The sequence below is a fragment of the Paenibacillus sp. CFBP13512 genome (assembly GCF_005233705.1).
Lineage (GTDB): Bacteria > Bacillota > Bacilli > Paenibacillales > Paenibacillaceae > Saccharibacillus > Saccharibacillus nuruki.
This window is the reverse complement of the sequence record NZ_QGAD01000002.1, coordinates 325,282-350,507: the sequence shown is the minus strand read 5'-3', so window position 1 is coordinate 350,507 and position 25,226 is coordinate 325,282. Positions and strand designations below refer to the sequence as shown.

Annotated in this window: 16 protein-coding genes; 12 read left to right on the top strand and 4 right to left on the bottom strand. The window is 40.0% G+C overall.

The window, feature by feature from the left end; all coding sequences use genetic code 11:
* Positions 1-166 precede the first annotated feature (166 nt).
* The 4 genes from PaeCFBP13512_RS03815 to PaeCFBP13512_RS03800 all read left to right on the top strand — a co-directional run bounded on the left by PaeCFBP13512_RS03815 (position 167) and on the right by PaeCFBP13512_RS03800 (position 8,202).
* Entirely contained in the window at positions 167-2,404 is a 2,238-nt protein-coding gene (locus PaeCFBP13512_RS03815) for an McrB family protein (RefSeq protein WP_137221253.1), read from the top strand.
* Entirely contained in the window at positions 2,376-4,823 is a 2,448-nt protein-coding gene (locus PaeCFBP13512_RS03810; protein ID WP_137221251.1) for a restriction endonuclease-like protein, read from the top strand. Before PaeCFBP13512_RS03815 ends, PaeCFBP13512_RS03810 begins: the two co-directional genes overlap by 29 nt.
* Positions 4,824-5,062: 239 nt before the next feature.
* Positions 5,063-6,346 carry an MFS transporter gene (locus PaeCFBP13512_RS03805; protein ID WP_137221249.1) on the top strand — a complete coding sequence of 428 codons (1,284 nt, stop codon included), beginning with the start codon at positions 5,063-5,065 and terminating at the stop codon, positions 6,344-6,346.
* 296 nt (positions 6,347-6,642) lie between these two features.
* Positions 6,643-8,202 (top strand): cellulase family glycosylhydrolase, encoded by a 1,560-nt coding sequence (locus PaeCFBP13512_RS03800; RefSeq protein ID WP_137221247.1) that lies wholly within the window; start codon positions 6,643-6,645, stop codon positions 8,200-8,202.
* A gap of 87 nt (positions 8,203-8,289) precedes the next feature.
* On the opposite strand, the gene PaeCFBP13512_RS03795 is transcribed toward PaeCFBP13512_RS03800, so the two are convergent.
* The 3 genes from PaeCFBP13512_RS03795 to PaeCFBP13512_RS03785 form a co-directional block, all read right to left on the bottom strand.
* Complete coding sequence (locus tag PaeCFBP13512_RS03795; protein ID WP_137221245.1) at positions 8,290-9,372, bottom strand: hypothetical protein; 1,083 nt, start codon at positions 9,370-9,372, stop codon at positions 8,290-8,292.
* Between the two features lie 114 nt (positions 9,373-9,486).
* Positions 9,487-10,272: a Cof-type HAD-IIB family hydrolase gene (locus PaeCFBP13512_RS03790; RefSeq protein WP_069326745.1), complete on the bottom strand. Its 786-nt coding sequence runs from the start codon at positions 10,270-10,272 to the stop codon at positions 9,487-9,489.
* Between the two features lie 203 nt (positions 10,273-10,475).
* Entirely contained in the window at positions 10,476-11,798 is a 1,323-nt protein-coding gene (locus tag PaeCFBP13512_RS03785) for a nucleobase:cation symporter-2 family protein (RefSeq protein ID WP_137221243.1), read from the bottom strand.
* A 485-nt stretch (positions 11,799-12,283) separates the two neighbouring features.
* Here PaeCFBP13512_RS03785 and PaeCFBP13512_RS03780 point away from each other — a divergent pair, with 485 nt between their 5' ends.
* From PaeCFBP13512_RS03780 to PaeCFBP13512_RS03770, 3 genes are all read left to right on the top strand, one after another.
* Complete coding sequence (locus PaeCFBP13512_RS03780) at positions 12,284-14,743, top strand: rhamnogalacturonan lyase (protein WP_137221241.1); 2,460 nt, start codon at positions 12,284-12,286, stop codon at positions 14,741-14,743.
* Between the two features lie 186 nt (positions 14,744-14,929).
* Complete coding sequence (locus PaeCFBP13512_RS03775; RefSeq protein WP_137221239.1) at positions 14,930-16,651, top strand: helix-turn-helix domain-containing protein; 1,722 nt, start codon at positions 14,930-14,932, stop codon at positions 16,649-16,651.
* 167 nt (positions 16,652-16,818) lie between these two features.
* On the top strand, positions 16,819-18,117 hold the full coding sequence (locus tag PaeCFBP13512_RS03770) for a galactokinase (RefSeq protein WP_137221237.1): 1,299 nt from the start codon (positions 16,819-16,821) through the stop codon (positions 18,115-18,117).
* A gap of 124 nt (positions 18,118-18,241) precedes the next feature.
* Here the strand turns inward: PaeCFBP13512_RS03770 and PaeCFBP13512_RS03765 are convergent, their stop codons facing one another.
* Positions 18,242-19,618 carry a glycoside hydrolase family 64 protein gene (locus tag PaeCFBP13512_RS03765; protein ID WP_137221235.1) on the bottom strand — a complete coding sequence of 459 codons (1,377 nt, stop codon included), beginning with the start codon at positions 19,616-19,618 and terminating at the stop codon, positions 18,242-18,244.
* A 649-nt stretch (positions 19,619-20,267) separates the two neighbouring features.
* Between PaeCFBP13512_RS03765 and nrdI the strand changes: the two genes are divergently transcribed.
* The 5 genes from nrdI (at position 20,268) to PaeCFBP13512_RS03740 (ending at position 25,165) form a co-directional block, all read left to right on the top strand.
* On the top strand, positions 20,268-20,636 hold the full coding sequence (gene nrdI, locus PaeCFBP13512_RS03760; RefSeq protein ID WP_069326739.1) for a class Ib ribonucleoside-diphosphate reductase assembly flavoprotein NrdI: 369 nt from the start codon (positions 20,268-20,270) through the stop codon (positions 20,634-20,636).
* Positions 20,623-22,707: a class 1b ribonucleoside-diphosphate reductase subunit alpha gene (nrdE, locus tag PaeCFBP13512_RS03755; protein WP_137221233.1), complete on the top strand. Its 2,085-nt coding sequence runs from the start codon at positions 20,623-20,625 to the stop codon at positions 22,705-22,707. Before nrdI ends, nrdE begins: the two co-directional genes overlap by 14 nt.
* A gap of 114 nt (positions 22,708-22,821) precedes the next feature.
* On the top strand, positions 22,822-23,790 hold the full coding sequence (gene nrdF / locus PaeCFBP13512_RS03750; protein WP_069326737.1) for a class 1b ribonucleoside-diphosphate reductase subunit beta: 969 nt from the start codon (positions 22,822-22,824) through the stop codon (positions 23,788-23,790).
* A 527-nt stretch (positions 23,791-24,317) separates the two neighbouring features.
* On the top strand, positions 24,318-24,644 hold the full coding sequence (locus PaeCFBP13512_RS03745) for a thioredoxin family protein (RefSeq protein WP_137221231.1): 327 nt from the start codon (positions 24,318-24,320) through the stop codon (positions 24,642-24,644).
* A gap of 41 nt (positions 24,645-24,685) precedes the next feature.
* Positions 24,686-25,165 carry a hypothetical protein gene (locus PaeCFBP13512_RS03740; protein WP_069326735.1) on the top strand — a complete coding sequence of 160 codons (480 nt, stop codon included), beginning with the start codon at positions 24,686-24,688 and terminating at the stop codon, positions 25,163-25,165.
* Positions 25,166-25,226: the final 61 nt, after the last annotated feature.

Genomic DNA, 25,226 nt, shown 5'->3' with positions numbered 1-25,226 from the left:
CAATTTTATGTGAAATTTTTCTATAGCATACAAATACATTTGAAAATGAGTAATTGTTCATAATGATTAATTCTATAATTACTTAGATTTGCATTATTTAAGTCTCAATTGTAGTGTGAAAGTGTAATGATTAATTAAAAGATATGATAACTTAGGGAGAATCGCTATGACTTTACCAATAGAGCTTCAAAATATTTTTATACACAAACAAAAATCTTATAAAATGATTTTAATTATTGTGTTAATAGAAGAAATAAAATTAACACATTTACGTGAAGTTTCATTAACGAGAATCAAAGAACGGTTTTTGTCTTACTTTCAAGAGCGTGAAGCTAATAACCTACCTGTAGATGCACCACCTTCTCGTATGGCTTTTCGCTGGGCAGATATTTCTCTAAATCGAGTTCAAACTATTATAGATACACAAATCGAAGCACTCTCATCGATCCTGGATCATCCTAATGGTAGTTACACCTTAGGCTTCAAAAAAGAATATTATGATCGTTGGGATCAGTCTGTTTTGGATGAATTGTACCAGTATGCACAAGATGAATTAGATTCTTATTATGCACCACCTCAATCGAACTTTTCTCTGCGAGAAGACTTGTTGAACATCATGTCATCTTACACTCAAGCCAAATCTCAACCGCTTACCGGACATCCACTTGCTGAATATGTGCGTAAGACGGTACCGGAACACCTCAAGTCATTGCCATTTATCCATAATCACTTTAAAGTGCAAGGATCGGTAGGGCGGGGGAATTGGGCGACGATTCCTTGGCTAGCAGTAATGTATCCGCAGATTACGGATACAATTCAGCGTGGGGTGTATGTGGCGTATTTATTTTCAGCAGATATGCAGCATGTGTATCTAACATTGAATCAAGGATTGGGCGAAGCACGTAGCCACTTGGGAAGAGCAGACAGTACAACCTATCTACAAGAGCGTACCAAAGAAATACGTGCACAGTTACCAGAGAATCGGATGAATCGATCGGATGATATTGAACTGAATGATGGACGACTGGGGGATGATTACCAGACGTCGACGATTGCTTATTTCCATTATGAACGGGAACATATGCCGGATAATGAGCAGTTGATTACCGATCTATGGGATGCGATGGATAGTTATATGTTCTATATTGAGAGTCAGGCGATCACACCGAATACGGTCTGGACTACAATTGTGCAAGATGAAGAAAGCGAAGAAGAAGTATCCGCTCATATTCGAGATCGGGATGTACAGGAGACACTTGGGAATATCCGCGAATACATCACTCAACGTGGATTCTACTTCCCCTCTCACCTGATCGACAATTTCTACCTGTCTCTCAAAACACGCCCGTTCGTTATTCTCGCAGGTATCTCTGGCACAGGGAAAACGCGTCTTATTCGTCTGTTCGCTGAAGCAGTCGGTGCTACAGCGCTCAATGGACAATTTCGCTTAATTCCTGTACGTCCAGATTGGAGCGATCCGACCGATCTGATCGGGTACAAAGATCTATCTGGCACATTTAAGCCAGGGCCACTTACGTTAGTAATTGCAGAAGCATCTCAACCGGAGAACCGCCATAAGCCTTATTTTATCTGTCTGGATGAGATGAATTTGGCGCGAGTGGAACATTATTTCAGTGATATCTTGAGTCTGTTGGAGACTCAATCGTGGCAGGGTAGACATATTGTGACTGATCCGGTGATTCCAGCAGCTACGTTAGAATTGGAAAGCGATTTAGAACGATATGGAAATCTGGGAATACCAGAAAATGTGTATCTGATCGGAACCGTAAATATGGATGAGACAACGTATCCATTTAGCAAAAAAGTACTGGATCGGGCGAATACGCTTGAATTTAACACTATTGATCTGATGCAGTTGCCCAAGTTAAGAGAAGAAAGTCAGCAGATCGTAGAAGCAGTACCGGTAGAACAGTCTTTTTTACGAGCAGATTATTTGCAGTTGATTGACGCTTATGACCATTATGCAGAGCTGATTACGCGTACTACAGAGCGACTGGTTACGGTTAATGAAATACTGGAAGATATCCATGCGCATGTGGGTTTTCGGATAAGGGATGCGGTGTGCTTTTATGTGATCTATAATGAACGTTTTGGATTGATGAGTGAAGAAGAAGCGTTTGATCTACAGGTGATGCAGAAGATTTTGCCACGTATTCAAGGAAGCCAGTCTGGTGTACGACGTGTACTGGTGAAATTATTGAGCTTTTGCTTACAAGACAGTGTCCGTATTCCTTCACCGATGGAAGATGATGATGCGTTCTGGCGGCAATGGGATCGCGGGAATACGCCACCACAAGCAAACTATCCACAGACAGCACATAAGCTGGTAGATATGATTGTGAGGTTAGATGAAGATGGATTCACATCCTACTGGATTTCTTAACCATAGTACTGATCTATTAGAAGTGACATGTAATATTGGAACGATTTATATTAAAGGCAAGCCGTATCATCCGGTGGTCGAAACGTTACAATTGCACCGCCAAGAAGGAGAATGGGTCGATGCGCATCTGATCTGTCGTTCTCTTTCACCGGATGTAGTTATTGAAAAGATCTCTGTGTTCTCACCAACTGAAAATAAACTGATACTATGGGACGGGACAACACCGTCTTTTCCTTGTTTTTATGAGCAACAGAACTATGAATTTTTGTTGATTAAGTCAGATAATGATATGCATTTACCTCTAACTTTTCACCATGATAGCTTAGCTCTTCGTGAGGCTGTCACGTCTAAAGGGGAGCAGGTATTGTCGGGTCTGTTGAATTTTAAAAATGAAGTCGGTTTTACTGAATTGGAATTACGCAGTGGAGGACAGCGATTGTTGTCGATCGAACTGGAAATTTTTCCTTCGAAGCTGGATTATAAGCAAGATTATATCCAGTTACTTCGTGAAGTGAATGAGCAAGTCTATAATCTGTCGTTCGACTTTCTCAAACGAACATACCAATCTGTGCGTATTCGAGAGACCGAGCACCAGAGTTTGAGTGAGTTTTTTGCATTGATTACTCATCTCTTTCACCAGATGGAGACGGCGATGGAGCGAATCAATCGACAACCTCATCATAAGCTGGATCAATCGCTAGAACGTAGACCAGCAGCAAGGGTCAAGCGGGGCAGTAATCGCAACAATGCTTATTTAGCCAGACATCCGCAGTATGTAGAGCAAGATGCTGTACATGGATGGTTACCCATTGGAGCCGAGCGTTACCAACCGACTCATTTACTGGATACGGTCAAGCACATCTCTTATGATACCGCAGAAAATCGGTTTTTGCGTTGGATGTTAGAGCGCATTTCAAGCAAGTTACAACAGTTGCGAGATCAGTATAACCAGTTAACAAAACCACAGAATTTCCGTAGTCGAGCGTATGATCCGGTGTTCGTACAGCGTGTAGACCAGATGATCTCCCGATTAGAACAGTTGTTATCTCTAGAATGGTTACAAGCGATCTCACCCATGCGACAAATGAGTAGCAGTCTGGTTCTCCAGATGGCACCGGGGTATCGGGAAATGTATCGGTATTACCTTTTGCTACTAAAAGGTTTGTCGATCCAAAGCGATCTATTGCGTCTATCCATGAAAGATATTGCAGAAATCTATGAATACTGGTGTTTTTTGAAGTTAAATGAATTGCTTAGCCGTAAATATCCATTGATTAAGCAAAATCTGATCCGGCTCAACCATAGCGGATTATTTGTGACGTTAGGCAGAGGACAGCAATCTCGTATGGAATATCTGAATCCGCGTAATAATGAAACGTTTGTGCTCTATTACAACAGTCTACCGAGCAAAGAGGTCACCCCTACATTGCCACAGCGACCGGATAATGTGCTGTCTTTAATGAAGGTAGATGCAGGGCAGAAAAAAGAATATAGTTTTATTTTTGATGCCAAATACAAGTTAAATGCCGCAGTAGAAGGCTCGCCGTATGCTTCTGCTTATCTCAAGCCGGGACCGCAAGAAGAAGATATTAATACGATGCATCGTTACCGTGATGCGATTGTCCATGCGTCCACAGCAGAGAAGTACGAGCGTAGTATGTTTGGAGCGTATGTATTATTTCCCTATGGTGATGAAGAACAATTCCGTGAACATCACTTTTACCGCAGTATACGTAAGCTGAATGTAGGAGCTTTTCCTTTTTTGCCTAATGCGACAAGTCTGGTCGAGCAATTCTTGGATGAGCTAATTCAAGATAGCCCTGAAAAAGCGTATGAACGTTCTCCTTCACCACGGGGAACTCAAGCCTATTACCAAAACAAATTAGTCGACAAAAATATGCTGATTGGATCGGTGCGAGGACCGGAGCAGATACAGGTGGCTCTTGCCCATCGCTTTTATCATGTTCCGTTAGCTAACTTTGTAGATACACAGGTTATTACACAGATTGAGTATGTAGCGATGTGTGAATCCAGACGAAAGTTTGAAGCCTTAGGTAGAACGGGTATAAGCTATTATGGCAAAGTAGACAGATGGGATATCGTCAAGCGATCCAATATTACCGAAATTCCTGCCGAACCGCAGAAAGCTCATTTATTATATGTAAAATTTACAGTTACCGAGTGGCAAGAACGAACAGAACCTATTGCATTGGCAGGACAAGGTATTTATACATTGCTGTACACCAGTAAATACATGTTCGATCGTGCCGAAGAATTGGCTGAATTGCGATTAGACTCTGAAGCTGATCTAGCCAAGTGGCGTGAAAAGCGCAGATTAGGCAAAGTGAAAGTGAAGCTAGACAACACGTATGTGGATCTAGCGAAGCATGTGTTAGATGTGAGCGTAGAAGAAGAGTGAACCGTTTTTCAACTTGGAAAATAGATCAAAGTCATTTGCATACTCTCCGAATGAGAGTATGCAGGTGACTTTTGTATTGTCTATATATGTAAGCAGAATAGCGCATAACAACATTTTTCATGAAAATTTAAGAAATGATGAAAATTGAATGCATCTGCACTATAGAAGAAGTATAATTCTTGCAGTTAGCAGTGCGCTTGATAGAGTAGGAGCAGACTGATGAAGGAGGGAAGGCAGTTTTGAAACGTTTGATTTGGATGGGAAGTTTATTTTATTTATTAATGGGTGCCATTAAAGTTACCGTGGCAGCGATTGTCACCGTATTATTGCCGCTCTATGATCGGGATTATACCGATGCAGGGGCATTGATATTTATTGAATTTGGAGCATCGATTATTGGGATGTTAATTCAGCCATGGTTAGCCAATCGGATATCGAAAAAAACGATGTTACATATAGGCGCAATCGGTGTAGCAGCTTGTTATATTTTGATTGCTTTCTTACCTCCATGGTCGATCTTAATTGTAGGTATTGCGATAGCAGGATTCCTTGGAGGCATTATTGAATCGGTGATTGCCGCAGTTATTTTGGAAGGGTTACAGTCTAATGCGGCGATTGCCATGAGTCGTTTGGAAATTGCTTTTGGTGTAGGTTCATTATTATTTCCATTAGCGATTGGAATGTTAGTTCGTTCTGGATTATGGAATTATGCCTTATTAGGTATAGCAGTATATTGTATCTTTTTATCTTTGTTTGTGCGATTCAGTCGTTTTGAAGGGGTGGAATCGTTATTTTTACCACGTCATCTAACCGATCTTCCTCATGTCGTTCCAGCAACAGCCGCTTCTTCAGGGCCTGTCGGTGCTGTAGTTGCAGCAGCGGCAACAAATCATCCTTCTGCTCGACTTAAACGATTGTGGGTAGGTGGAAGTCTGTTATTACCATCGTTTGTATTTCTCTTTTTCTTATATGGAGCGACTGATATTGGGCTGGTCAATTATTTGCCATCTTTGATGTTAGAAACAGGTATGGCAGATGCAGGAACAGCACCGATCAGTGTCACAGTGTTCTGGGCGGCGATGATTGTAGGACGGATGTTTGCCGGTTATGAAGCAGAACGGATCGGCTATCGTCGTTACCTATTTATTCATTGGAGCAGTATGATTGTGTTACTGTCTTTATTTGCTCTTAATCGCAATCCTGTACTGAGCTATATATTGATCGTATTGTTAGGGTTAATGTTATCCGGTCTTTATGTGGTTACACTGGTCTATATGAAAAAGTTAATGCCCAAAAATATAGCCCGCAATACCAGTATAGTCATGGCAGGTTGTGCGATTGGCGGAGGATTGTTCTCTGTTGTGGCAGGGCGTATGCTGGATACAGTCTCTCCTTCGTATGTGCAATGGATGATGGCAATTGTCGCATTATTGAGTCTGATCACTTATGTACTATATGCCAAAGAATCCAATATGCAGGTCGAACAGAACGAATTTGCACATGCAGAAGGATCTATCAAATAACAAATCATTCTTTAACAGCTTTCAGCCAACTTATGTTCAGAGCATTTTTCTGAAGTGAGTTGGCTTTTTGTATTGTTTTGAAATACTTAAAAAGCAACAGTATAACAATAAGGAAAATGGCGTTAAAACAGATTCAGATCATCTGCATAAGGTAATACATACTATCACCTATATTATGGTATTAATTAGTCTCTTTTACACAAAAAACTATATTTATGACTAAAGTTACTCTATAATAGGTGAATATCTAAAAATAACATAATTTTACATTAATTAAGAAGGTGAGCTGATAATTAATGAAAAAGACGATGTTTAAGAAGTGGAGCGCTTCGGTATTAACTGCTGTATTGACGTTATCGCTAACCACTTCCGTCTGGGTACCACAAGCAAGTGCAGCGACAACGCCAGTGCAGAAGTATGGTCAATTATCGATTGCTAACGGACAATTGGTCGATAAAAATGGCGTGCCTGTACAATTAAAAGGAATGAGTTCTCACGGTATTCAATGGTTCGGCAACTATGTGAATAAAGATACGATGAAATGGTTACGAGATGACTGGGGAATTACGGTATTCCGTGTAGCGATGTATACCGCAGAAAATGGATACATTTCAAATCCATCACTTAAAAATAAAGTGAAAGAAGCGGTTGCAGCAGCGCAGGATCTTGGCGTCTATGTGATTATCGATTGGCATATTCTTTCAGATAATGATCCGAATATTTACAAAACGCAATCCAAAGCCTTTTTCAGTGAAATGGCAGGTCTGTACAAAGATTCACCGAACGTGATCTATGAGTTAGCTAATGAACCAAACGGTGGAGTGACATGGAATGGGCAGATTCGTCCATATGCGCAAGAAGTAACGCAGGTTATTCGTGCCAAAGATCCAGATAATATTATTATTGTAGGTACAGGTACGTGGAGTCAGGATGTGCACGATGCAGCAGACAACCAGTTACCTGATAAAAATACGATGTATGCAGTCCATTTTTATGCAGGGACCCATGGACAATTTTTACGAGATCGGATCGATTATGCACTTAGCAAAAAAGCCCCTGTGTTTATCACCGAGTGGGGAACTAGCGACGCTTCAGGGAATGGTGGACCTTTCTTAAGCGAATCGAAAGTATGGACCAATTTCTTAGCCAATCGTAAGATTAGTTGGGCAAACTGGTCACTCGCAGATAAAAATGAAGCTTCAGCAGCACTTGTAGCCGGAGCCAATTCTAGCGGTGGATGGACAGCGAATAATCTGACGACTTCAGGCAAATTTGTACGTGATGAGATTCGTCTAGGAGCAACTACAACTACGAGTACAACAGAACCAGATACAGACACTCCAACGCCTCCGACTACAGGCAGTGGAGATACAGGTACAACGACACCAACAGATACTAAAAGCAAACTGGTATTGCAATATCGTAATGGTGATAGTAATCCGACCGATAATGCCATTCGACCTATTTTCAATATTAAAAACAATGGCAGTACAGCTGTAGATCTAAGTGATCTCAAAATTCGTTACTATTACAGTGACGAAAGTCAGCAAAAGCAACAATTTTTTATCGACTGGGCGAGTGTAGGCGGAACTCATATTAGTGGTGCGTTTGGTACACCGACAGCATCCAAAACGACAGCTAATCGCTATGTCGAGTTCAGTTTTGGGAGTGGAGCGGGTTCTATTCCAGCTGGAGGACAAAGCGGAGATATCCAAGCTCGTATTCATCCAGCCGATTGGAGTAATTATAATGAAGCTAACGATTACTCTTATGGAGCTAATCAGACTACGCTAACCGATTGGAACAAAGCAAGTATTTACAATAAAGGTACTTTAGTATGGGGCACAACTCCATAATGAAGAAGTCATTATTATTATAATGAGATTAAAAAAGGAGAGCTATCCTATAGATAGCTCTCCTTTTTGTTGTTACATCAATGGATCTTAATGACTTTGTGCTGAACTAAGGCGACCGTTCCAGAAATACAGATAAGCTCCAGAATAGATCCATTGCTCATACGTTAAAGAAGATGATTGATACGTATTTTTATCAGAAGGTTCGCCCCAGGATAATGTGACCTGTTCGCGGGTCATATTGCTTAATAATTTATTTTTACTAATAGCTGTCCAGACACTATTGCTCCAATTGTACACAGTGCGTGGATTTTTGGCCCATAAGATATCACTTAGCATCATACCCGTATCATATTGTCGATTGAGTTTGATCTGGACTTGCTTGCCATTGGATTTTTGCAACGTAACAAAAGCATCATTTTGATCATTTACTCGCACAGCGATAAATGTTAACTTTTCCAAATGGTTAAGATCGCTTCCGTTATATGCGCGATTGTCGAACCAGACAAATTTGCCGTGCCAGTTCTGGTTAAATGATGTCAGTTCGCTATCTAACAGAAAGTCCAAATCAGATACTGGACTATTGAACTCATACGTATCACCTGATTTATTTTGAATCGTTAGATACAAGCTGGAAGAAGCATAGCGTATATTGGTGATCCAGTAGGCTCCCGGATAATAGAATGGATATATTTTTTGACCGATAAAATAACCGTACTTCGCAGGAAGCTGACTAATGTTAGTCAAAATCTCACTGGATGCACGCTTGCCTTCATCATCACTCCAAATAAATAAGGATTGAGCACTAGACGCATATTTTCCATCCAAATCGGTAATCGCTAACAACGATTTGTACATCACATAAGTTACACCTGCATAAGCAAATGAATTGGATTCATTGACCGTAATACTACCTTTATTACCAGTAATCGTAAGCGGACTCCCATATTGAATCGTGATGCCTGGAATCCGATCCATGATCTTAATCGGAATATACAGTTTGTTGTTCACGAACTGGGTGTATTGCTGGGTGATCTGAAATGTACCATTTACAAATAAAAATACGCTTTGATATGTACTTCCTTTTACATTGACAGCATGAGTGGTATGGCTAGGCATAATGACGACAAATATCATAATCCAGCTCAACAGACATAACAATCCTTTTTTCATTGTGAAAAATCCCCTTTTTCTCTATAGATCTGACAAAGATGTAAAATTACATCCTTTTCAAATATCGGAGAAAAAGGGGAATAAATGAAGATAGTTGATATAAAAGTTAAATGATTAGTCTAATAACCCGACCATTTGCAGTCCATGTAAAATTCCATTTTCATCTACAGACTTGGTAATATGGCGAGCAACCGCTTTGGCTTCAGGTTCAGCATTGCCCATCGCTACACTGTTGTAGATTTGTTTGAGCATTTCCACATCGTTAAGTCCATCACCGAACGCATATTGTCTTTCTTCAGGGAAGCCTAACTTTTCGGTGATTTTGGCGATGCCATGTGCTTTGGAACCACCTTTGGGTAGAACATCGACAGACATCGGATGCCAGCGGATAAAATCAAATGATTTGAATTCTTGCTCATATTTCTTCTCAGCATCACCAATACAGAACAGCAGACATTGATACATTTCTCTACCTTGATGATATAAAGGATCATATGTTGGGAACTTATTGACTTTGAGCGTATGAATACTGGTTGTGATCATTTCATCTTCTTCCGGTACACTTGCTCTCATATCATCAGCATCCATGTAGACGAGTGGATTATTCTGTTCTAATGCCGTCTGCGTCAATTGAAGTAAAGCGTCTTTGTCCAGCGGATTGGTATAGATTACTTCTCCACGTAACACTACATATTGACCGTTATAACTGACATACGTATCAATCTCAAGTTCCTCACGAATATCGTCAAACATAAAAGGCGCACGACCTGTAGCAATCGCAACTTCGTGACCCCGTGCTTTGAGATCGAATATCGCTTTTTTAGTGCTTTCGGGTAACTTTTTATCAAAATCTAATAATGTTCCATCAATATCGAAAAAGATAATACTTTGATTAGACATGAGCAGCTCCTATCGTGTTTATCTATTTTTGGTATATACAGTATGATTCTATTATAACCGTGAAACTAGATCCATGTCTTGCCTTTCAGGAGAATGCCTAGCAAAATAAGCAAAAGAAGCTACTTTTTTAGGATAGATTGAACCCATAAAAAGTAGCTTTTTTATAGTACATATTACATTCTTCTATAGATAGTCATACGGTATTAATGTTGCTCAATCGTTTCGACTTTGGCAGGTAAGGTGGAAGGACGTTTGAATCGCATAGGTAAATGGAAAAATAGATTCAATAGAATAGCGGATAGACTACCTGTGATCGTACCATCACTTACAATAATACGTAGTGCTGAAGGAAGCCCTGCGAACAACTCCGGTACGACAGTTGCTCCAATTCCGAGCGAGATCGAGCAAGCGACGACTAGCAGATTGCGTTGATCTTTGAAGTTCACTTCGGTTAGCATTCGAATACCTGAAGCGACAACCATTCCGAATAATACGACTGTAGCTCCACCTAGAACCGCAGCAGGAATAACAGTAGCCAGTGCAGCAATTTTGGGAACCAAGCCAAGCACAATAAGAATACTTGCCGCAGCAACGATCACATTACGTGTTTTAACACGGGATAATTCTACAAGCCCTACATTTTGAGCGAAAGTGTTGTATGGAAAAGCATTGAACATTCCTCCCAGTACAATCGCTAGTCCTTCGGTACGATAACCACGAGTCATATCTTGCGGGGTTAATTTCTGATCACATACTTTACCTAAAGCTAGGAAAACACCGGTGGATTCGACAACGATAACCATACATACAATAATCATCGTCAAGATCGGAGCCAACTTGAATTCCGGAGTGCCGAACATGAAGAATTGTGGTAAATGAAACCAAGAAGCTTCGCCTACACTGGCAAAATTGACTTTGCCCATCATAAAAGCAACAACGGTACCTGCAACAATGCCTATCAATACCGATAACGAACGCATAAATCCGGTGAAAAAGCGATTGATGATTAAAATGAGTAATAGTACGCCGAATGAAAGAAGAAAGTTAGTGAGGCTACCGAATTCAGGGCTATTAGCTCCACCCGCCATATTGCGAATACCTGTGGGAATTAAGGAAAGACCAATCACAGTTACAACCGTTCCAGTCACAACCGGAGGGAATAAGCGAATAATTTTGCCGAAAAAGCCAGCGAATAAAAAGACGAATAATCCAGCAGCAATAATCGCACCATAGATCGCATTAAGTCCATACTGATTGCCGATCCCGATCATAGGTGTGATCGCTACAAAAGAACTTCCTAACATCACAGGCAGTCCGATACCTAGATATTTGTTTTTCCACGCTTGTAACAGGGTAGCTATCCCGCATGTTAATAGATCAATAGCGACCAGATAAGACAATTGTTCTGCTGTCAGATTCAATGCTCGTCCAACTAACAAAGGTACCAAGATAGCGCCTGCGTACATAGCTAGTACATGCTGTAATCCTAAAGATAAAATTTTACCACCACTTGGTTTGCTGTCCATACTATTCGCCCCTTTTTGAATATAGTTTGACATACCACGTTAACAAATCAATGAATTAACGTAATAATATCGCTTATATCTCTATTTTGACGATAGATATTATATGTATTTGTGCAGAAATATAATTTAAAGACTTTAATTTATGCACATTTATAAATTATATGTAAGTTAATATAACATTAAAGAAGATATACAGCTGATCAGTACAACAAAACATACCAACAGAACCGATTATACAAAAAAATAAGCGTATACAACGGCACTGTTATTTAAACAGATGTCTCTGATTTGTGTACACCTTTGAGAACATCACAAATTTATAATAAAAGAGCTACCTGTAATAAATAATAGAACAAGATCATGGAGCGAATGTTATAGAAAAGGAGGAGTGTAGCGTACGGTTCAAGCAGGGCATAACCTGCATAGTAATATTCACTTATTCACATTTGTAAGCGTTACCAAAATGATAAGGATGGTGAAGGGGTATGAAAGACAAGCAATATTCGTTAACAACTAAAATCGTAGCTGCCGCTTTAGGCATCGTACTGATATTACCAACAAGTGGATTATTCGCAGCTGATTCTACAGATATGTCTATTGCATCTTCTAAAAGTAAAGCCAATAAAGGTGTTCAATTGGAATATCTGGATCGAGGATTGGTGGCAGCCAAAACAGCAGAAGGTATTTTTCTAAGCTGGCGCTTACTTGGAGATGAAGCCAACGGTTATTCAGAGACAGGGCTCACAGGCACTGATTTTGCTTTGTATCGCAATGGTACATTTCTAACAGTGGTGACAGATAGCACGAATTATCTGGATCGTCAGGGAACAACAACTGCTAAATACACGGTAGCCCCAATCAAACCGAAAAAGCCTCGTACCGATCATTCAGTAGCGACAGTGACAGAATCTGCTTATAACGAATCATCTACACAGACGACCGACATAGAAGAATCCAATCTAACTACGTATAGCACTAACTACGATCTTAAAGATTTACGCAAGCCTGACAAAAAGAAATTAAGTGCTCCTGCAACAGTCTGGAACGACACCTATTATGATCTGCCTTTGCAAAAACCGGCTGATGGGGTGACGCCTGCGGGTGAAGCCTATACGTATGCTGCGAATGATATGAGCGTAGGAGATGTCGATGGAGATGGAGCTTACGAATATTTTGTGAAATGGAGCCCATCCAATGCCAAAGATGTCTCGCAGAAAGGATACACAGGCAATACGTATATCGATGCTTATCAGTTAGATGGTCGACTGTTGTATCGTATTGATTTAGGGGTGAATATTCGTTCGGGCGCACATTATACACAATTTATGGTGTATGACTTTGACGGAGATGGCAAAGCAGAAATGATGTTCAAAACAGCGCCAGGCACTAAGATTATTCGTTATAATTCACGCGGTAAAGTCTCTTCTGAGAAATACATTACATTACCCAAAGCCGATAAAAAAGCAGGGTATGCGAATACCGATGATTATCGCTTAAGCAGTAGTGGCTACTATGATCATGTGGTGGATATGTTTATGGGATGGCGTGATCAAGAAGAAGTGAAGAACGGTCACTGGCCACAGACACTTGAAGAATGTTTTGGGATTGCGCCTAAATACAATTATCCATTATCTCGTGTTGATGCAGAAGCGTTGACCGACTACTTTATGGATGTGTATGCTCCTTCACGTAGTGCACGGAATGATCTGCGGACGTTTGAAGGATTTATTTTGGACGGACCAGAATACTTGTCTGTTTTTGAAGGCGAATCAGGGAAAGAACTTGAAACGATAGCTTATGAACCCGATCGACATGATGATGGATTGATGTGGGGCGATTATGCGATGTCACGAATCGAACCGGGCAACCGTGTAGATCGCTTTCTAGCAGGTGTAGCTTATCTCAATGGTAAAACACCTTCAGCTGTATTTGCACGTGGATATTATACACGCTCTGTGCTTGTATCCTACAATTGGGATGGACGTCATTTGCAAAAAGTGTGGAATGCAGATAGTGGATGGACGCCGATGAGCAATCCATTTAACGATGGCCCTCATGGTGTTAATGGAACCGATCCTGAATTGGGTACACTGACTACACAAGGTGCTCATTCATTGACGATGGCAGATGTAGATGGAGACGGCAAAGATGAGATTGTATACGGCTCTGCTACAGTAGATGATGATGGTAGCTTACTTTATAGTTCAATGGATATGATGCCTGCTAACAGCGCAACACCGGGAGTGATAGCAAGGCTTGGACATGGAGATGCGATGCATGTCACTGATATTGATCCGAACCGTCCGGGGATGGAAATCTATATGGTGCATGAAGGTGGAACATATGCGCCTTATGGATATAGTATGCGTGATGCCCAAACAGGCAAAGTGATTTTTGGAGCCTATAGTGGTAAAGATACAGGACGTGGCATGATTGGCGATATTGATCCTTCTCGCCCGGGTCTTGAAGCATGGTCAATAGATATGCGTACAGCCGATGGTCAGCAGATCGGTACCAAGATCCCCGCAACCAATATGAATATTAAATGGGGCGCTGATCTAACTACTCAGATTATTGATGGTGCTCGTGAAGTGACACCTACCATTCAAGATTGGCGCAAAGGAACAGTGCTTACAGCAACAGGCACGCTAACCAATAATGATACAAAAGGCACACCTTCACTGGTAGCGGATATCTTTGGCGATTGGCGTGAAGAAATGTTGGTACGTACAACCGATAGTTCAGCGATTCGTATCTATCTGAGTACAGAAGTCACCAACCACAAATTGTATACATTATTGCATAATACACAGTATCGTACAGGAGTGGCTCGTCAGAATACAACGTATAATCAACCGACATATACTGATTTTTATTTTGGTTCTGATATTGACTGGTCGACCGTACCTTTACCGAACTTTTATACCGCTGGAAAAAGAAAGTAAAGTCCAAATAGTTAAATAATTGTTAACTGCCTGTTGCTTTTATGGATTAGAATTTAGATAATCCCTAAAAAGTAGCAGGCTTTTTAGCATAGATATTATGACTACATTATACAAACAGTTCTCTCACATTATATAATGCTAACAGATAAATGATAAAAGGTATCATTTACAGAGGAGGTTTGCAGTATGGATATTTACCAGAGTAGCCAGCGTGATCATTCGTTCATGATTCAGCCAGCCATGCATCCGATATTAGATCTATGCAAATCGATCTACTCTTTTCATCTTACTCCTACGCATTCTGTTATGAATAACCGTGCTGCTTGTATGACTCCTTTACGCTCAGAGCATCTTCTAATTTTGGCTTTAGAAAAAGGAACCGTAACCGTTAGACCTCAGTCTAATGCAACTATAGAAATACAGGATCAACCTGAAGCATGGTATTTGCAAGCAGGGGAGCTATTATTTGTACACCCGGACACAGAGCTACAGCTCTCTTATGGTGAAGAAGGATGTCTACATATCATCACTTGTGAGCGTTATAATCTAGTACAAGATTGCATGAATCAGATGAGCTACCAGTTATGTTATCAAAGCTTGCCTAAGCATGGAACGATCGTGAGTCGTAATACCGCCTATTCGTTTGAGCTAATTCAACAAATGTTATTATACGTCGATCAAGACACAGAGCAGATTCATGTCTTATTGCACAAATTATTGCAACGGATCGATTGTTCATCGGATGGGTCTAATGATAAATATGTAACCCGTTCTATGCATCAGATCGCCAGTTATATTCGTTATGCTTCAGAGCAGATGTTAACACGTGAAAGTGTGGCAGCGCAGACCAATCTGCATCCACATTACTTTTCCGAAGTGTTTAAAAAAGAAATAGGGTATACCTTTTCCGATTATCTTGCGATCTGGCGGATTAATAAAGCGAAAGAACATTTGTTATGCACAGACAATACCTTACATCATATTGCAGAAGAAATAGGATATAGTGATGGTATTTATTTAAGTAAAAAATTCCGTTCATTTACCGGCATGACTCCCGGAGCTTTTCGAGCACGCAAAGGAACACAACGTATTGCTGCTTTTCCATTTGCAGGTACATTATTGGCACTAGGTATTACTCCACTTGCGACTGTGTTTGAGATCAATCAACACTCCAAGTTATTAGAAGAAGAATTATCTTCGGTTCCGATATGGAATCTGGATAAAGGAGCTCATCAATTACCAACAGAATGGCAACTACAGTTACCTGAATGTACAGTTGACGATGTGCAACCGGATCTGATTATTATTGCTGATTGTATCTTAGATCATCCCAAATTATTTGAACAATTAAAATCGATTGCACCGCTATTTATCATCGAACGGGGTGTACGCAGTCCTATTGATGAATTGTTGTATGTGGGGCAAATTCTTAATCGTCAGCATCAAGCAGAAGAGTGGGTCATACAGTATCAATATCAGATCGAAGTCGCTAGACAACAATTAGAACTGGAACAGGTCACTCAGCAGACTGTGGGTTTGTATGAGATGTGTGGTGATCATCAGATTGCGATCTGGGGAGAAACGACACGAGCGGGTTATAACTTGTATCGAGCCCTCAAATTAAATCCACCTTGTCCTATTCGTCATGATATATTGGAAGCAGGAGGGTTTAAATTGATTGCAGAACATCTTTTGCCACAGTATGCAGCAGATCATATGTTTATTGTTGCTCCGGCATACTGGTTGGAAGGTATGGAATCGATGATGCAACAACATCCTATTTGGAGCCAACTCCCTGCTGTACAAAATGGACAAATCTATGGATTGAAATTAGAAGAATTCGGTTATGATGACGGCTTAGCTTTAGAAAGACAGCTGCGTATTCAAGTTAATTATTTAACAAATTAAGTTAAGATGATTCTATAAATGGAAATCAAAAACGATTCTATTCCAAAAAGTGCAGAATGATTGCAACAATACCCTGACAATTCCGCAAAATTTCAGTACAATCAATATAGGAACAGATATAAGCAACATGGGAGAAACTATTTTTAATATTAAAGGGGATATTTAACATGCAATTGAGAACGGTTACAGAAAACTTGCAACAATACAATACAGACAAGATGCAACAATTACTTGTAGCTATGTACGGACAAGAACAAGTACAGCACCAATTGGATCGTTACCAACAACTCATGAATAGTTATCACCAACAATTTGGAGATGGTAATATTCAATTATTCAGTTCTCCAGGTCGAAGTGAAATTGGTGGTAATCATACCGACCATAACTACGGTAAAGTGCTTGCAACCAGTATCAACCTAGATACAATCAGTGCAGCAGTACCTGTAGATGAACCTTATATTACGATTGTGTCTGAAGGCTATAGTGGTGTATACAAAATCCATACGTCTGAATTAGAACCTGTTGAAGGCGAAGGCGGTACACTCGCGTTGATCCGTGGTATCGTTGCGGGCTTTGTGAAATGGGGACTACATGTAGGCGGATTCAATGCTTATGTCTCTACAAATGTACTGGCAGCTTCTGGATTGAGCTCTTCTGCTTCGTTCGAAATGTTGATCACAAGCATCTTAAATACGTTCTACAATGACAGCAAAGTCGATATCGTCAATATGGCTCGAATTGGACAATATGCTGAAAATAAATTCTGGAATAAACCTTCTGGACTATTGGATCAAATGGCTTGCGCACACGGTGGATTAATTGCAATCGATTTCATTAATCCCAAAGAACCTGCGATTCAACACGTTCCTTATGATTTCAATGCACAAGGATATGAAATGGTTATCGTAAACACAGGAGGCAACCATGCCGATCTAACTGCTGATTATGCGGCTGTACCGGAAGAAATGAAGGCGGTTGCGGAAGCATTAGGTCATGAAGTGTGTCGTCAGATTAGTCTGGAAGAAGTGTATAGCAATTTGGCACGTCTTCGCGAACAGACAGGAGATCGTGCAGTATTACGTGCACTTCATTTCTTAGAAGAAAATGATCGTGTCGATGAGCAAGTCAAAGCGCTACAAGCCAACGAATGGGATCATTTCCTAGAGTTAATAACTGGTTCTGGTAATTCATCATGGAAATGGCTCCAAAACGTATATCAAGATTCCCATACCCGTGAGCAAAGTATTTCGATTGCTTTGGCGATTACTGAGATCTTCTTGAAGCAAAAACAAGCAGGCGCATGTCGTGTACATGGTGGCGGATTTGCAGGTGTTATTTTGACGATTTTACCTAAAGAATTAGTCAGCGAATACACAGCACTTATTCAAAAAACATTGAATACATCTACGTATATCATCAATGTACGTCAACATGGATCGATCTGCTTGAATAACTACTTAAATTAAAGAATACATTTTTGTAACATATACAAGGCATCATGATTGAACAGAAAAAAGCCTGCTTCTACACTGTCAAAATGACTTTGACCGTAGAAGCAGGCTTTTTTGTATATGATTATCGTATATCGTTTTACCAGCCGACCCGAATAATCAATCCTTTAGGATCACCGACTTCGAGATACGAAGCTTGTTGATTGTAATCATCATAAGCGAATCCGTACGCTAAGCGATTGATACTATGATCATGCCAGAACTTCGCATAGTAATTAGCAGGTGCAGCTTTGTAATATTGAGCAGGATTACTCCAGTTCGCTTGATTGTCATAGACATGACGATTGATCGCTGAACATGTACCTGAATCCTCTGCAAGTCTACCATTACATAACAAGATCTCCTGCGTGCTGTAATTGCTGTATCCAGCAAAATAATTCGCTTGTGTACCATTTACCCCGAATGCTCCATGAATGGGTGCTACGATCCGGTAAGGCGCTTGTACGTCGGCAAGAGATTGGAATGCTGAAGGTACTTCACTGCGATACTTACTAAATAGACCTGATCGTGTTTCTGATTCCAATTCGCCTACCGTCTGATCGTAGTTACCTGCACGATTCACAAGGCGATGCTGTAAAGGAAAACCAAAACCATCTACACGTGTCGTATTTCCATGATATCCAGTACCATCAACAGTGAATTCTACAAAATCAAAATAGATATTACGGTTAGGGTCAGCAGGGTTATTGATATCCGGGCCTGCAAATCCATCATCATATGTTTTGATATAACAAGGTGAACCTACACAGATAAACATTCGACCGGAATCGATCTTCGGCATATTCACCCAATTGATCTGATCCAGCGTACTGTAGATATTGGCGTAATTGACTCCATTTTTGGTGAGATGCCCTGTAGCATTGTTGAGTGCGGTAGAGATAGGCTTGAGCTGACCGCTATTATCGAGATAACTCCATTGTTTAGTGGCAGGATTGATTCCGAGAATGCCCCAGTAAATCTGATTATTTGCATACGCACCTTTGGTACCATTAAGTACTTTGAACGATAGTACGCCATTGCCTGTAGCTGTAGGAATAGAAGCCGCAGGTATACTGTAGATTGAATCAGAACCTGTTCCGGGATTAGTGGGTGTAGTTGAACCGGATGTGACGGTATAGCTAAAGCTAGGGGTATCATAAGCAGAAGTTCCATTATTGTACGTAAATGAATATTTGATCACTTGACCGGTAGCTACATTGGATACATTTTGAATATACCGCTTAGATCCACTATCATACGTCATACGCAGATTTTGCAAATTACCCGAGTTCACCGAGTAATGGATATCTACCCATGATGTATTTACACTCGAAGAGAACCAGATTGTTGCTGTTGTACCTGAAGTGGTGGCTCCTTGGGTGTAATCAGCCGCAGATACAGATGATGAAGCAGGGGAGAAGAGATTGCTTGTCAGAACAAGTACAGATAAAAGCAAGAAGTAAACCATTTTCTTCATACGTATATCCTCCTATTCAAATTGTATGCGATTGCAATTTCGCTTTTAATTATTTCAATATATGGTAATAAATACAAGACAAAAACCATGTGTAATCCTCATGTGTATTTCTATGCCAAACTTTCTTAATTTAAAGAAACTTTTATTTGCTTTTTTGTTCAAGAACAGCTAAAGTTTTATACTTGAGCGTCTAAATAGACCGGAATTTATGTTCATTTTAAAGTGAATTTATGTTCATTGCATAATCTGGAAATGTTCGGGAAAAAGAAAAACAGAATGCACTATATCTAGTATGTCAAGAAAATTATTTTTTTATAAATGATTATCGAGATGTATGTAAAATACGTGTTCGAATAAGTCCCCGTTGTACTTGGATTTTTGAAAAATTAGACCGTTTTTAAGGCATGTTTGGACAGCGGTGTAGACCTTCAGTTCCTATTGACAACACTATATATAGCGTATATCTTTGATAAAGTCTTCTATATATTGCGGTTGCGATGTTTGAGCAGAGAATATATAGGTTATAGCTAATTATACGCACTAGAGCAGATAACACTGAGATGATATTAGAGCATTGTTATCTGTATTTATATAGTGATTGAACGGATGAAGGGTACTACATATTGAACCGAGAAGGAGATGTCACACCATGCTAATTGCTTATGATTCCAAAACAGGCAATGTGAAACGATTTATCAACAAATTGAAATTACCTGCTGTACAAGCTGTACAGATTGATGAGGCGCTGACGTTGAATGAACCTTTTGTACTGGTTACGTACACAACTGGATTTGGTCAGATTCCTGATAAGGTAGTTCACTTTTTGGAGAGAAATCACAATCGCTTGATTGGAGTTGCAGCAAGTGGCAATCGTAATTGGGGTGACAAATTCGCTCGCAGTGCTGATCTGATCTCTGAACGTTATAATGTACCGGTGGTGTACAAGTTCGAATTAGCAGGTACAACAGGAGACGCACAACGATTTCAACAGGAGGTAGATAAAATTGCGGCATATTGAATTGAACAACTTACTGATGCAACGGGATGAGAGTGGATTTTTCCGTTTGGATAAAGATAAAGAAGCAGTTGTAGAATATATGGAAGAGGTAGCTCGTAAAAGTATCAACTTCCCGGATACAGCAACCAAAGTACGTTATATGATTGATAACGACTACTATGAAGATATGTACAAAAATTATACTTCGCAAGATGTGGAAGAAGTCTATGCGATTACACATAGCTATGATTTCCAATTTCCATCTTACATGGCGGCATCCAAGTTCTATACGGATTACGCAGTAAAAACAAATGACCGTAGTCAATACTTAGAGCATTATGCAGATCGTGTTGCAGTTGTAGCTCTTCATTTGGGACGCGGAGATGCAGTGAATGCCAAGACGCTTGCTAAGTCGATGATGGAACAACGTCTACAACCAGCAACACCTACATTCCTGAATGCAGGTAAAAGTCGTCGCGGTGAGATGGTATCTTGTTTCTTACTTGAAATGGATGATTCACTGAACTCGATCAACCATGTATTGAACACTTGTATGCAATTATCCAAAATTGGTGGCGGTGTAGCGGTCAACTTGTCCAAACTTCGTGGACGTGGTGAACCGATCAAAGGTGTTGAAGGTGCAGCTAAAGGAATTATGCCTGTATTGAAACTGATGGAAGATGCTTTCTCCTATGCAGATCAAATGGGTCAACGTAAAGGTTCTGGCGCAGCATATTACAATATTTTTGGCTGGGACGTTATGGAATTCTTGGATAGCAAAAAAATCAATGCCGATGAGCGTACACGTCTCAAAACATTGTCAATCGGTCTTGTTGTACCGAATCGCTTCTACAAATTAGCAGCAGATAACGAACTATTGCATGTATTCGCTCCTTACAGTGTATACAAAGCCTATGGTAAATATCTGGATGATCTAGATATCGATGAAATGTACGATACATTGCTTGCAGATGATCGTATCAAAAAGAAAGCCATTATGAGCGCTCGTGATATGTTAACCAAAATCGCAAGTGTACAGTTGGAATCTGGCTATCCGTACATTATGAACAAAAGTAATGCGAATAACGGTCATGCACTAAAAGATATCGGTTCTATTCGTATGTCTAACTTGTGTACTGAAATTTTCCAATTGCAAGAAACTTCTAAGATTACTGATTATGGTCAAGACGATATCATTCGTCGTGATATTAGCTGTAACTTGGGTTCACTGAATATGGTTAACGTGATGGAACTTGGCAAAATTCGTGAATCGGTTCATGAAGGTATTATGGGTCTAACTTCTGTAAGTGATATGACAGATATCGCAAATGCACCAGGTGTAGCTAAAGCAAACCGTGAAATGCATTCAGTCGGTCTAGGCGTAATGAACTTGCATGGATATCTTGCGAAGAACAAAATTGCTTATGAGAGCGATGAAGCAAGAGACTTTGTACGTACATTCTTTATGATGATGAACTTCTATTCATTAGAGAAAAGTATGGAGATTGCTCGTGAGCGTCAAACGACTTTTGCTGATTTTGAGAAATCCGAATATGCAAAAGGAACCTACTTTGATCGTTATTTAGAAATCGATTATCGCCCAGCAACGACGCGCGCAAGTGACTTGTTCGGTGATATGTATATCCCAACACCAGCAGACTGGCAAAACCTGAAAGCTGATGTGATGAAACACGGTCTTTATCATGCTTACCGTTTGGCAATCGCGCCAACAGCAAGTATTTCATATATCCAAAATGCAACATCCAGTGTAATGCCGATTGTAGAACAAATTGAGACACGTACGTATGCGAACTCAACGACTTACTATCCTATGCCATATATGCAACAGGATAACTATTTCTACTACAAATCAGCTTACCAAATGAATCAATTTAAAGTATTGGATCTGATTGCTGAAATTCAAAATCATGTCGATCAAGGAATTTCAACAGTTCTTCATGTAGGTAGCGATGTAACGACTCGTCAATTGGCTCGTTATTACCTGTATGCGGCTCAAAAAGGTCTAAAATCACTTTACTATACACGTACCAAATTGCTTAGCGTAGAAGAATGTATTACTTGTTCGGTGTAATCTTTTTTTAATCTAATGCTATAGCAATATAACTGTAATGGACTGTACAAGAAAGCCTGTTTTTTTAGGCTTTTTTGTATGCCTTAAACGTTTACCAAGGAGGAATTTTGATTTATGAGTGGACCTATCAAAGCTGTCAACTGGAACCGTCCTGATGATGATTTCACAATGATGTTCTGGAACCAAAATATTATGCAATTCTGGACGGATGATGAGATTCCGTTGTCTGATGATAAAATGTCATGGATTCAATTAAGCGATATTGAACGTGACACCTATATGAAAGTGCTTGGAGGATTGACGTTACTTGATACGATTCAAGGTGGCGTAGGGATGCCTAAAGTATTGGAGCACGTTGAAGGCATGCAACGTAAAGCGGTACTTGGCTTTATGGCGATGATGGAGCAGATTCATGCGAAATCATACAGCAGTATCTTCACAACACTATCTTCCACTGAAGAAATCGATAAGATTTTCCAATGGGTTGAAGATAATCCACGTCTACAAACCAAAGCAGAAACGATCCGTCAGTACTATTTGAATATTAATTCGCCAAAAGAGCTATTTTTGGCAATGGCGGCTTCTGTATTGCTAGAAAGTTATTTGTTCTACAGTGGGTTCTTCTATCCGCTTTATTTAGCAGGACAAGGTAAAATGACGTGTAGTGGTGAGATTATTGATTTGATTTTACGTGATGAAAGTATTCACGGTGTGTATGTAGGGGTACTTGCACAAGAAATCTACAATGATCTGGAAGAAGATGAGCAAAAAGACGTGTATGAAATCTTAGAAGGTCTACTGACATACCTTCACGCAAATGAAGAGAAGTATACCGAAGAGATTTATGATCCAATCGGTCTGACTGAAGATGTTAAAGTCTTCCTTCGTTATAATGCAAATAAAGCATTTATGAACTTGGGATTTGATCCTGTATTTGCAGAAGAAGAAGTGAATCCAATCGTATTCAACGGTATCAGTACACATACGAAACAACATGACTTTTTCTCGAAAAAAGGTAATGGTTATGTGCGTGCGATGAACGTTGAGCGTTTGACTGATGATGATTTTAAATTTGATTTTTAAAATGGTTTTGTGAGAGACCGCTATGGGAAAGAAATCATTCGGTCGGTCGCTGGTAAGATCGGATTTTTTGAACGACTGCGTTGCAGTCAAAATCCGAGTCTTACAAGGCGAACGCTTCGCTCCTTTCGAATTGATTTCTTTCCCTTCGCTCAGGCGGGGGAGTGACAAAACAAGGATTTTAAAAGATTAGACATAGTGTGGTAGTAGGTTGGGATTGTGAAGGAAATATAGTATGTAAGGGATAATAGAGAGAGAATAGAGATAATTAGAGAGATAAAGATAACGTATATATGTGTTCAAAAGGGTGAAGTAAAGGTTGTTTTTCTGCGGAGTTTAGCAGAAAGGCAGCCTTTTTTCGGTTGGGAATGATGTGCGTTGAGTACATATAAGGAGTTATAGACTCTGCAATAACGATCTAATTTTGTTTAAGTGTCATCCGTAATGCAGTAGAGGTTAGGTATAATGGTGGAAGTGAGTAGAAGGATAGAAATATATACTATAAATAGTGTGGGAAAGAAGGGATAGAAATGGAAAGACTTTTTGAGAAAGCGCAGGTAGATGATTTTGTTCGTCAGCATCCATTAACGTTATTAATGCTCAAAACGCAGAATTGCAGTGTTTGTGAAGCTGTTCAGCCGAAAGTAACTACGTTGTTAGAAGGATATGAGCATATTGCAGGTGCATTTGTGTATATGGAAGATGTGCCTGAATTGGCAGGAGAGTATATGATTTTTACTTCGCCGGTATTGTTGTTAATGATGGAAGGGAAAGAAGTGTATCGGGCGGCTCGTTTTATTTTATTTGAAGAATTAGCAGCTCAATTGGATCGGTATCAAGCGTTTTTGCAATCGTAAGTCTTATAATCGGGTAATGCTTGTTAAAGGAGATGTTGGATATGGGTATTACGGGTGTGTATTATCAAGAACATGGTAATTTGGAAGACATCTTGGCTGGGCGTGTAGAAGAGCCAGCCTTAGATATTGATAAGACGTGGAGTCTGATTGTAGATATGTTTCCAGATATTCCGTTAGTTCCAGTAGGGGAGCAGTATAAGGTAGACAGTCAGGCGACTGAATACGGTTCTTTTTATTTATCTGCTGAGAAAGTAGCTGAGATTGCCGAACAGATTCCTGAATTGAAGCAGACTGACAATCTCACGAAGCGCATCGATTTTGAAAAGTGGAAAAACATTCCTGAGATGGACATCGAGCAATTGGATGAACGAGCAATGATTATGCTTGCTTTTCCAATGCAAAGCGATGAGACCTATGAAGAATTGGTCGATGGTTACTTACTTCCTCATCTGGAATCCGTATTTGAACTTTTTGAAAAAGCTTTTGCTCAGCAGGATGGTTTAGTCTTTATGATTGTTTAACGATACGAATTTAAGATGGTCTATATGCTACAAAATATATAGTGTATCGAAATACAAAAGA

Bases quoted from the DNA above. Each gene is read 5' to 3' on its own strand.
- nrdF (WP_069326737.1), top strand. From the start codon at position 22,822: ATGAGTGGACCTATCAAAGCTGTCAACTGGAACCGTCCTGATGATGAT.
- PaeCFBP13512_RS03810 (WP_137221251.1), top strand. From the start codon at position 2,376: ATGGATTCACATCCTACTGGATTTCTTAACCATAGTACTGATCTATTA.
- PaeCFBP13512_RS03800 (WP_137221247.1), top strand. From the start codon at position 6,643: ATGAAAAAGACGATGTTTAAGAAGTGGAGCGCTTCGGTATTAACTGCT.
- PaeCFBP13512_RS03790 (WP_069326745.1), bottom strand. From the start codon at position 10,272: ATGTCTAATCAAAGTATTATCTTTTTCGATATTGATGGAACATTATTA.
- PaeCFBP13512_RS03815 (WP_137221253.1), top strand. From the start codon at position 167: ATGACTTTACCAATAGAGCTTCAAAATATTTTTATACACAAACAAAAA.
- PaeCFBP13512_RS03770 (WP_137221237.1), top strand. From the start codon at position 16,819: ATGCAATTGAGAACGGTTACAGAAAACTTGCAACAATACAATACAGAC.
- PaeCFBP13512_RS03740 (WP_069326735.1), top strand. From the start codon at position 24,686: ATGGGTATTACGGGTGTGTATTATCAAGAACATGGTAATTTGGAAGAC.
- PaeCFBP13512_RS03745 (WP_137221231.1), top strand. From the start codon at position 24,318: ATGGAAAGACTTTTTGAGAAAGCGCAGGTAGATGATTTTGTTCGTCAG.
- PaeCFBP13512_RS03785 (WP_137221243.1), bottom strand. From the start codon at position 11,798: ATGGACAGCAAACCAAGTGGTGGTAAAATTTTATCTTTAGGATTACAG.
- PaeCFBP13512_RS03795 (WP_137221245.1), bottom strand. From the start codon at position 9,372: ATGAAAAAAGGATTGTTATGTCTGTTGAGCTGGATTATGATATTTGTC.
- nrdI (WP_069326739.1), top strand. From the start codon at position 20,268: ATGCTAATTGCTTATGATTCCAAAACAGGCAATGTGAAACGATTTATC.
- PaeCFBP13512_RS03775 (WP_137221239.1), top strand. From the start codon at position 14,930: ATGGATATTTACCAGAGTAGCCAGCGTGATCATTCGTTCATGATTCAG.
- PaeCFBP13512_RS03765 (WP_137221235.1), bottom strand. From the start codon at position 19,618: ATGAAGAAAATGGTTTACTTCTTGCTTTTATCTGTACTTGTTCTGACA.
- PaeCFBP13512_RS03780 (WP_137221241.1), top strand. From the start codon at position 12,284: ATGAAAGACAAGCAATATTCGTTAACAACTAAAATCGTAGCTGCCGCT.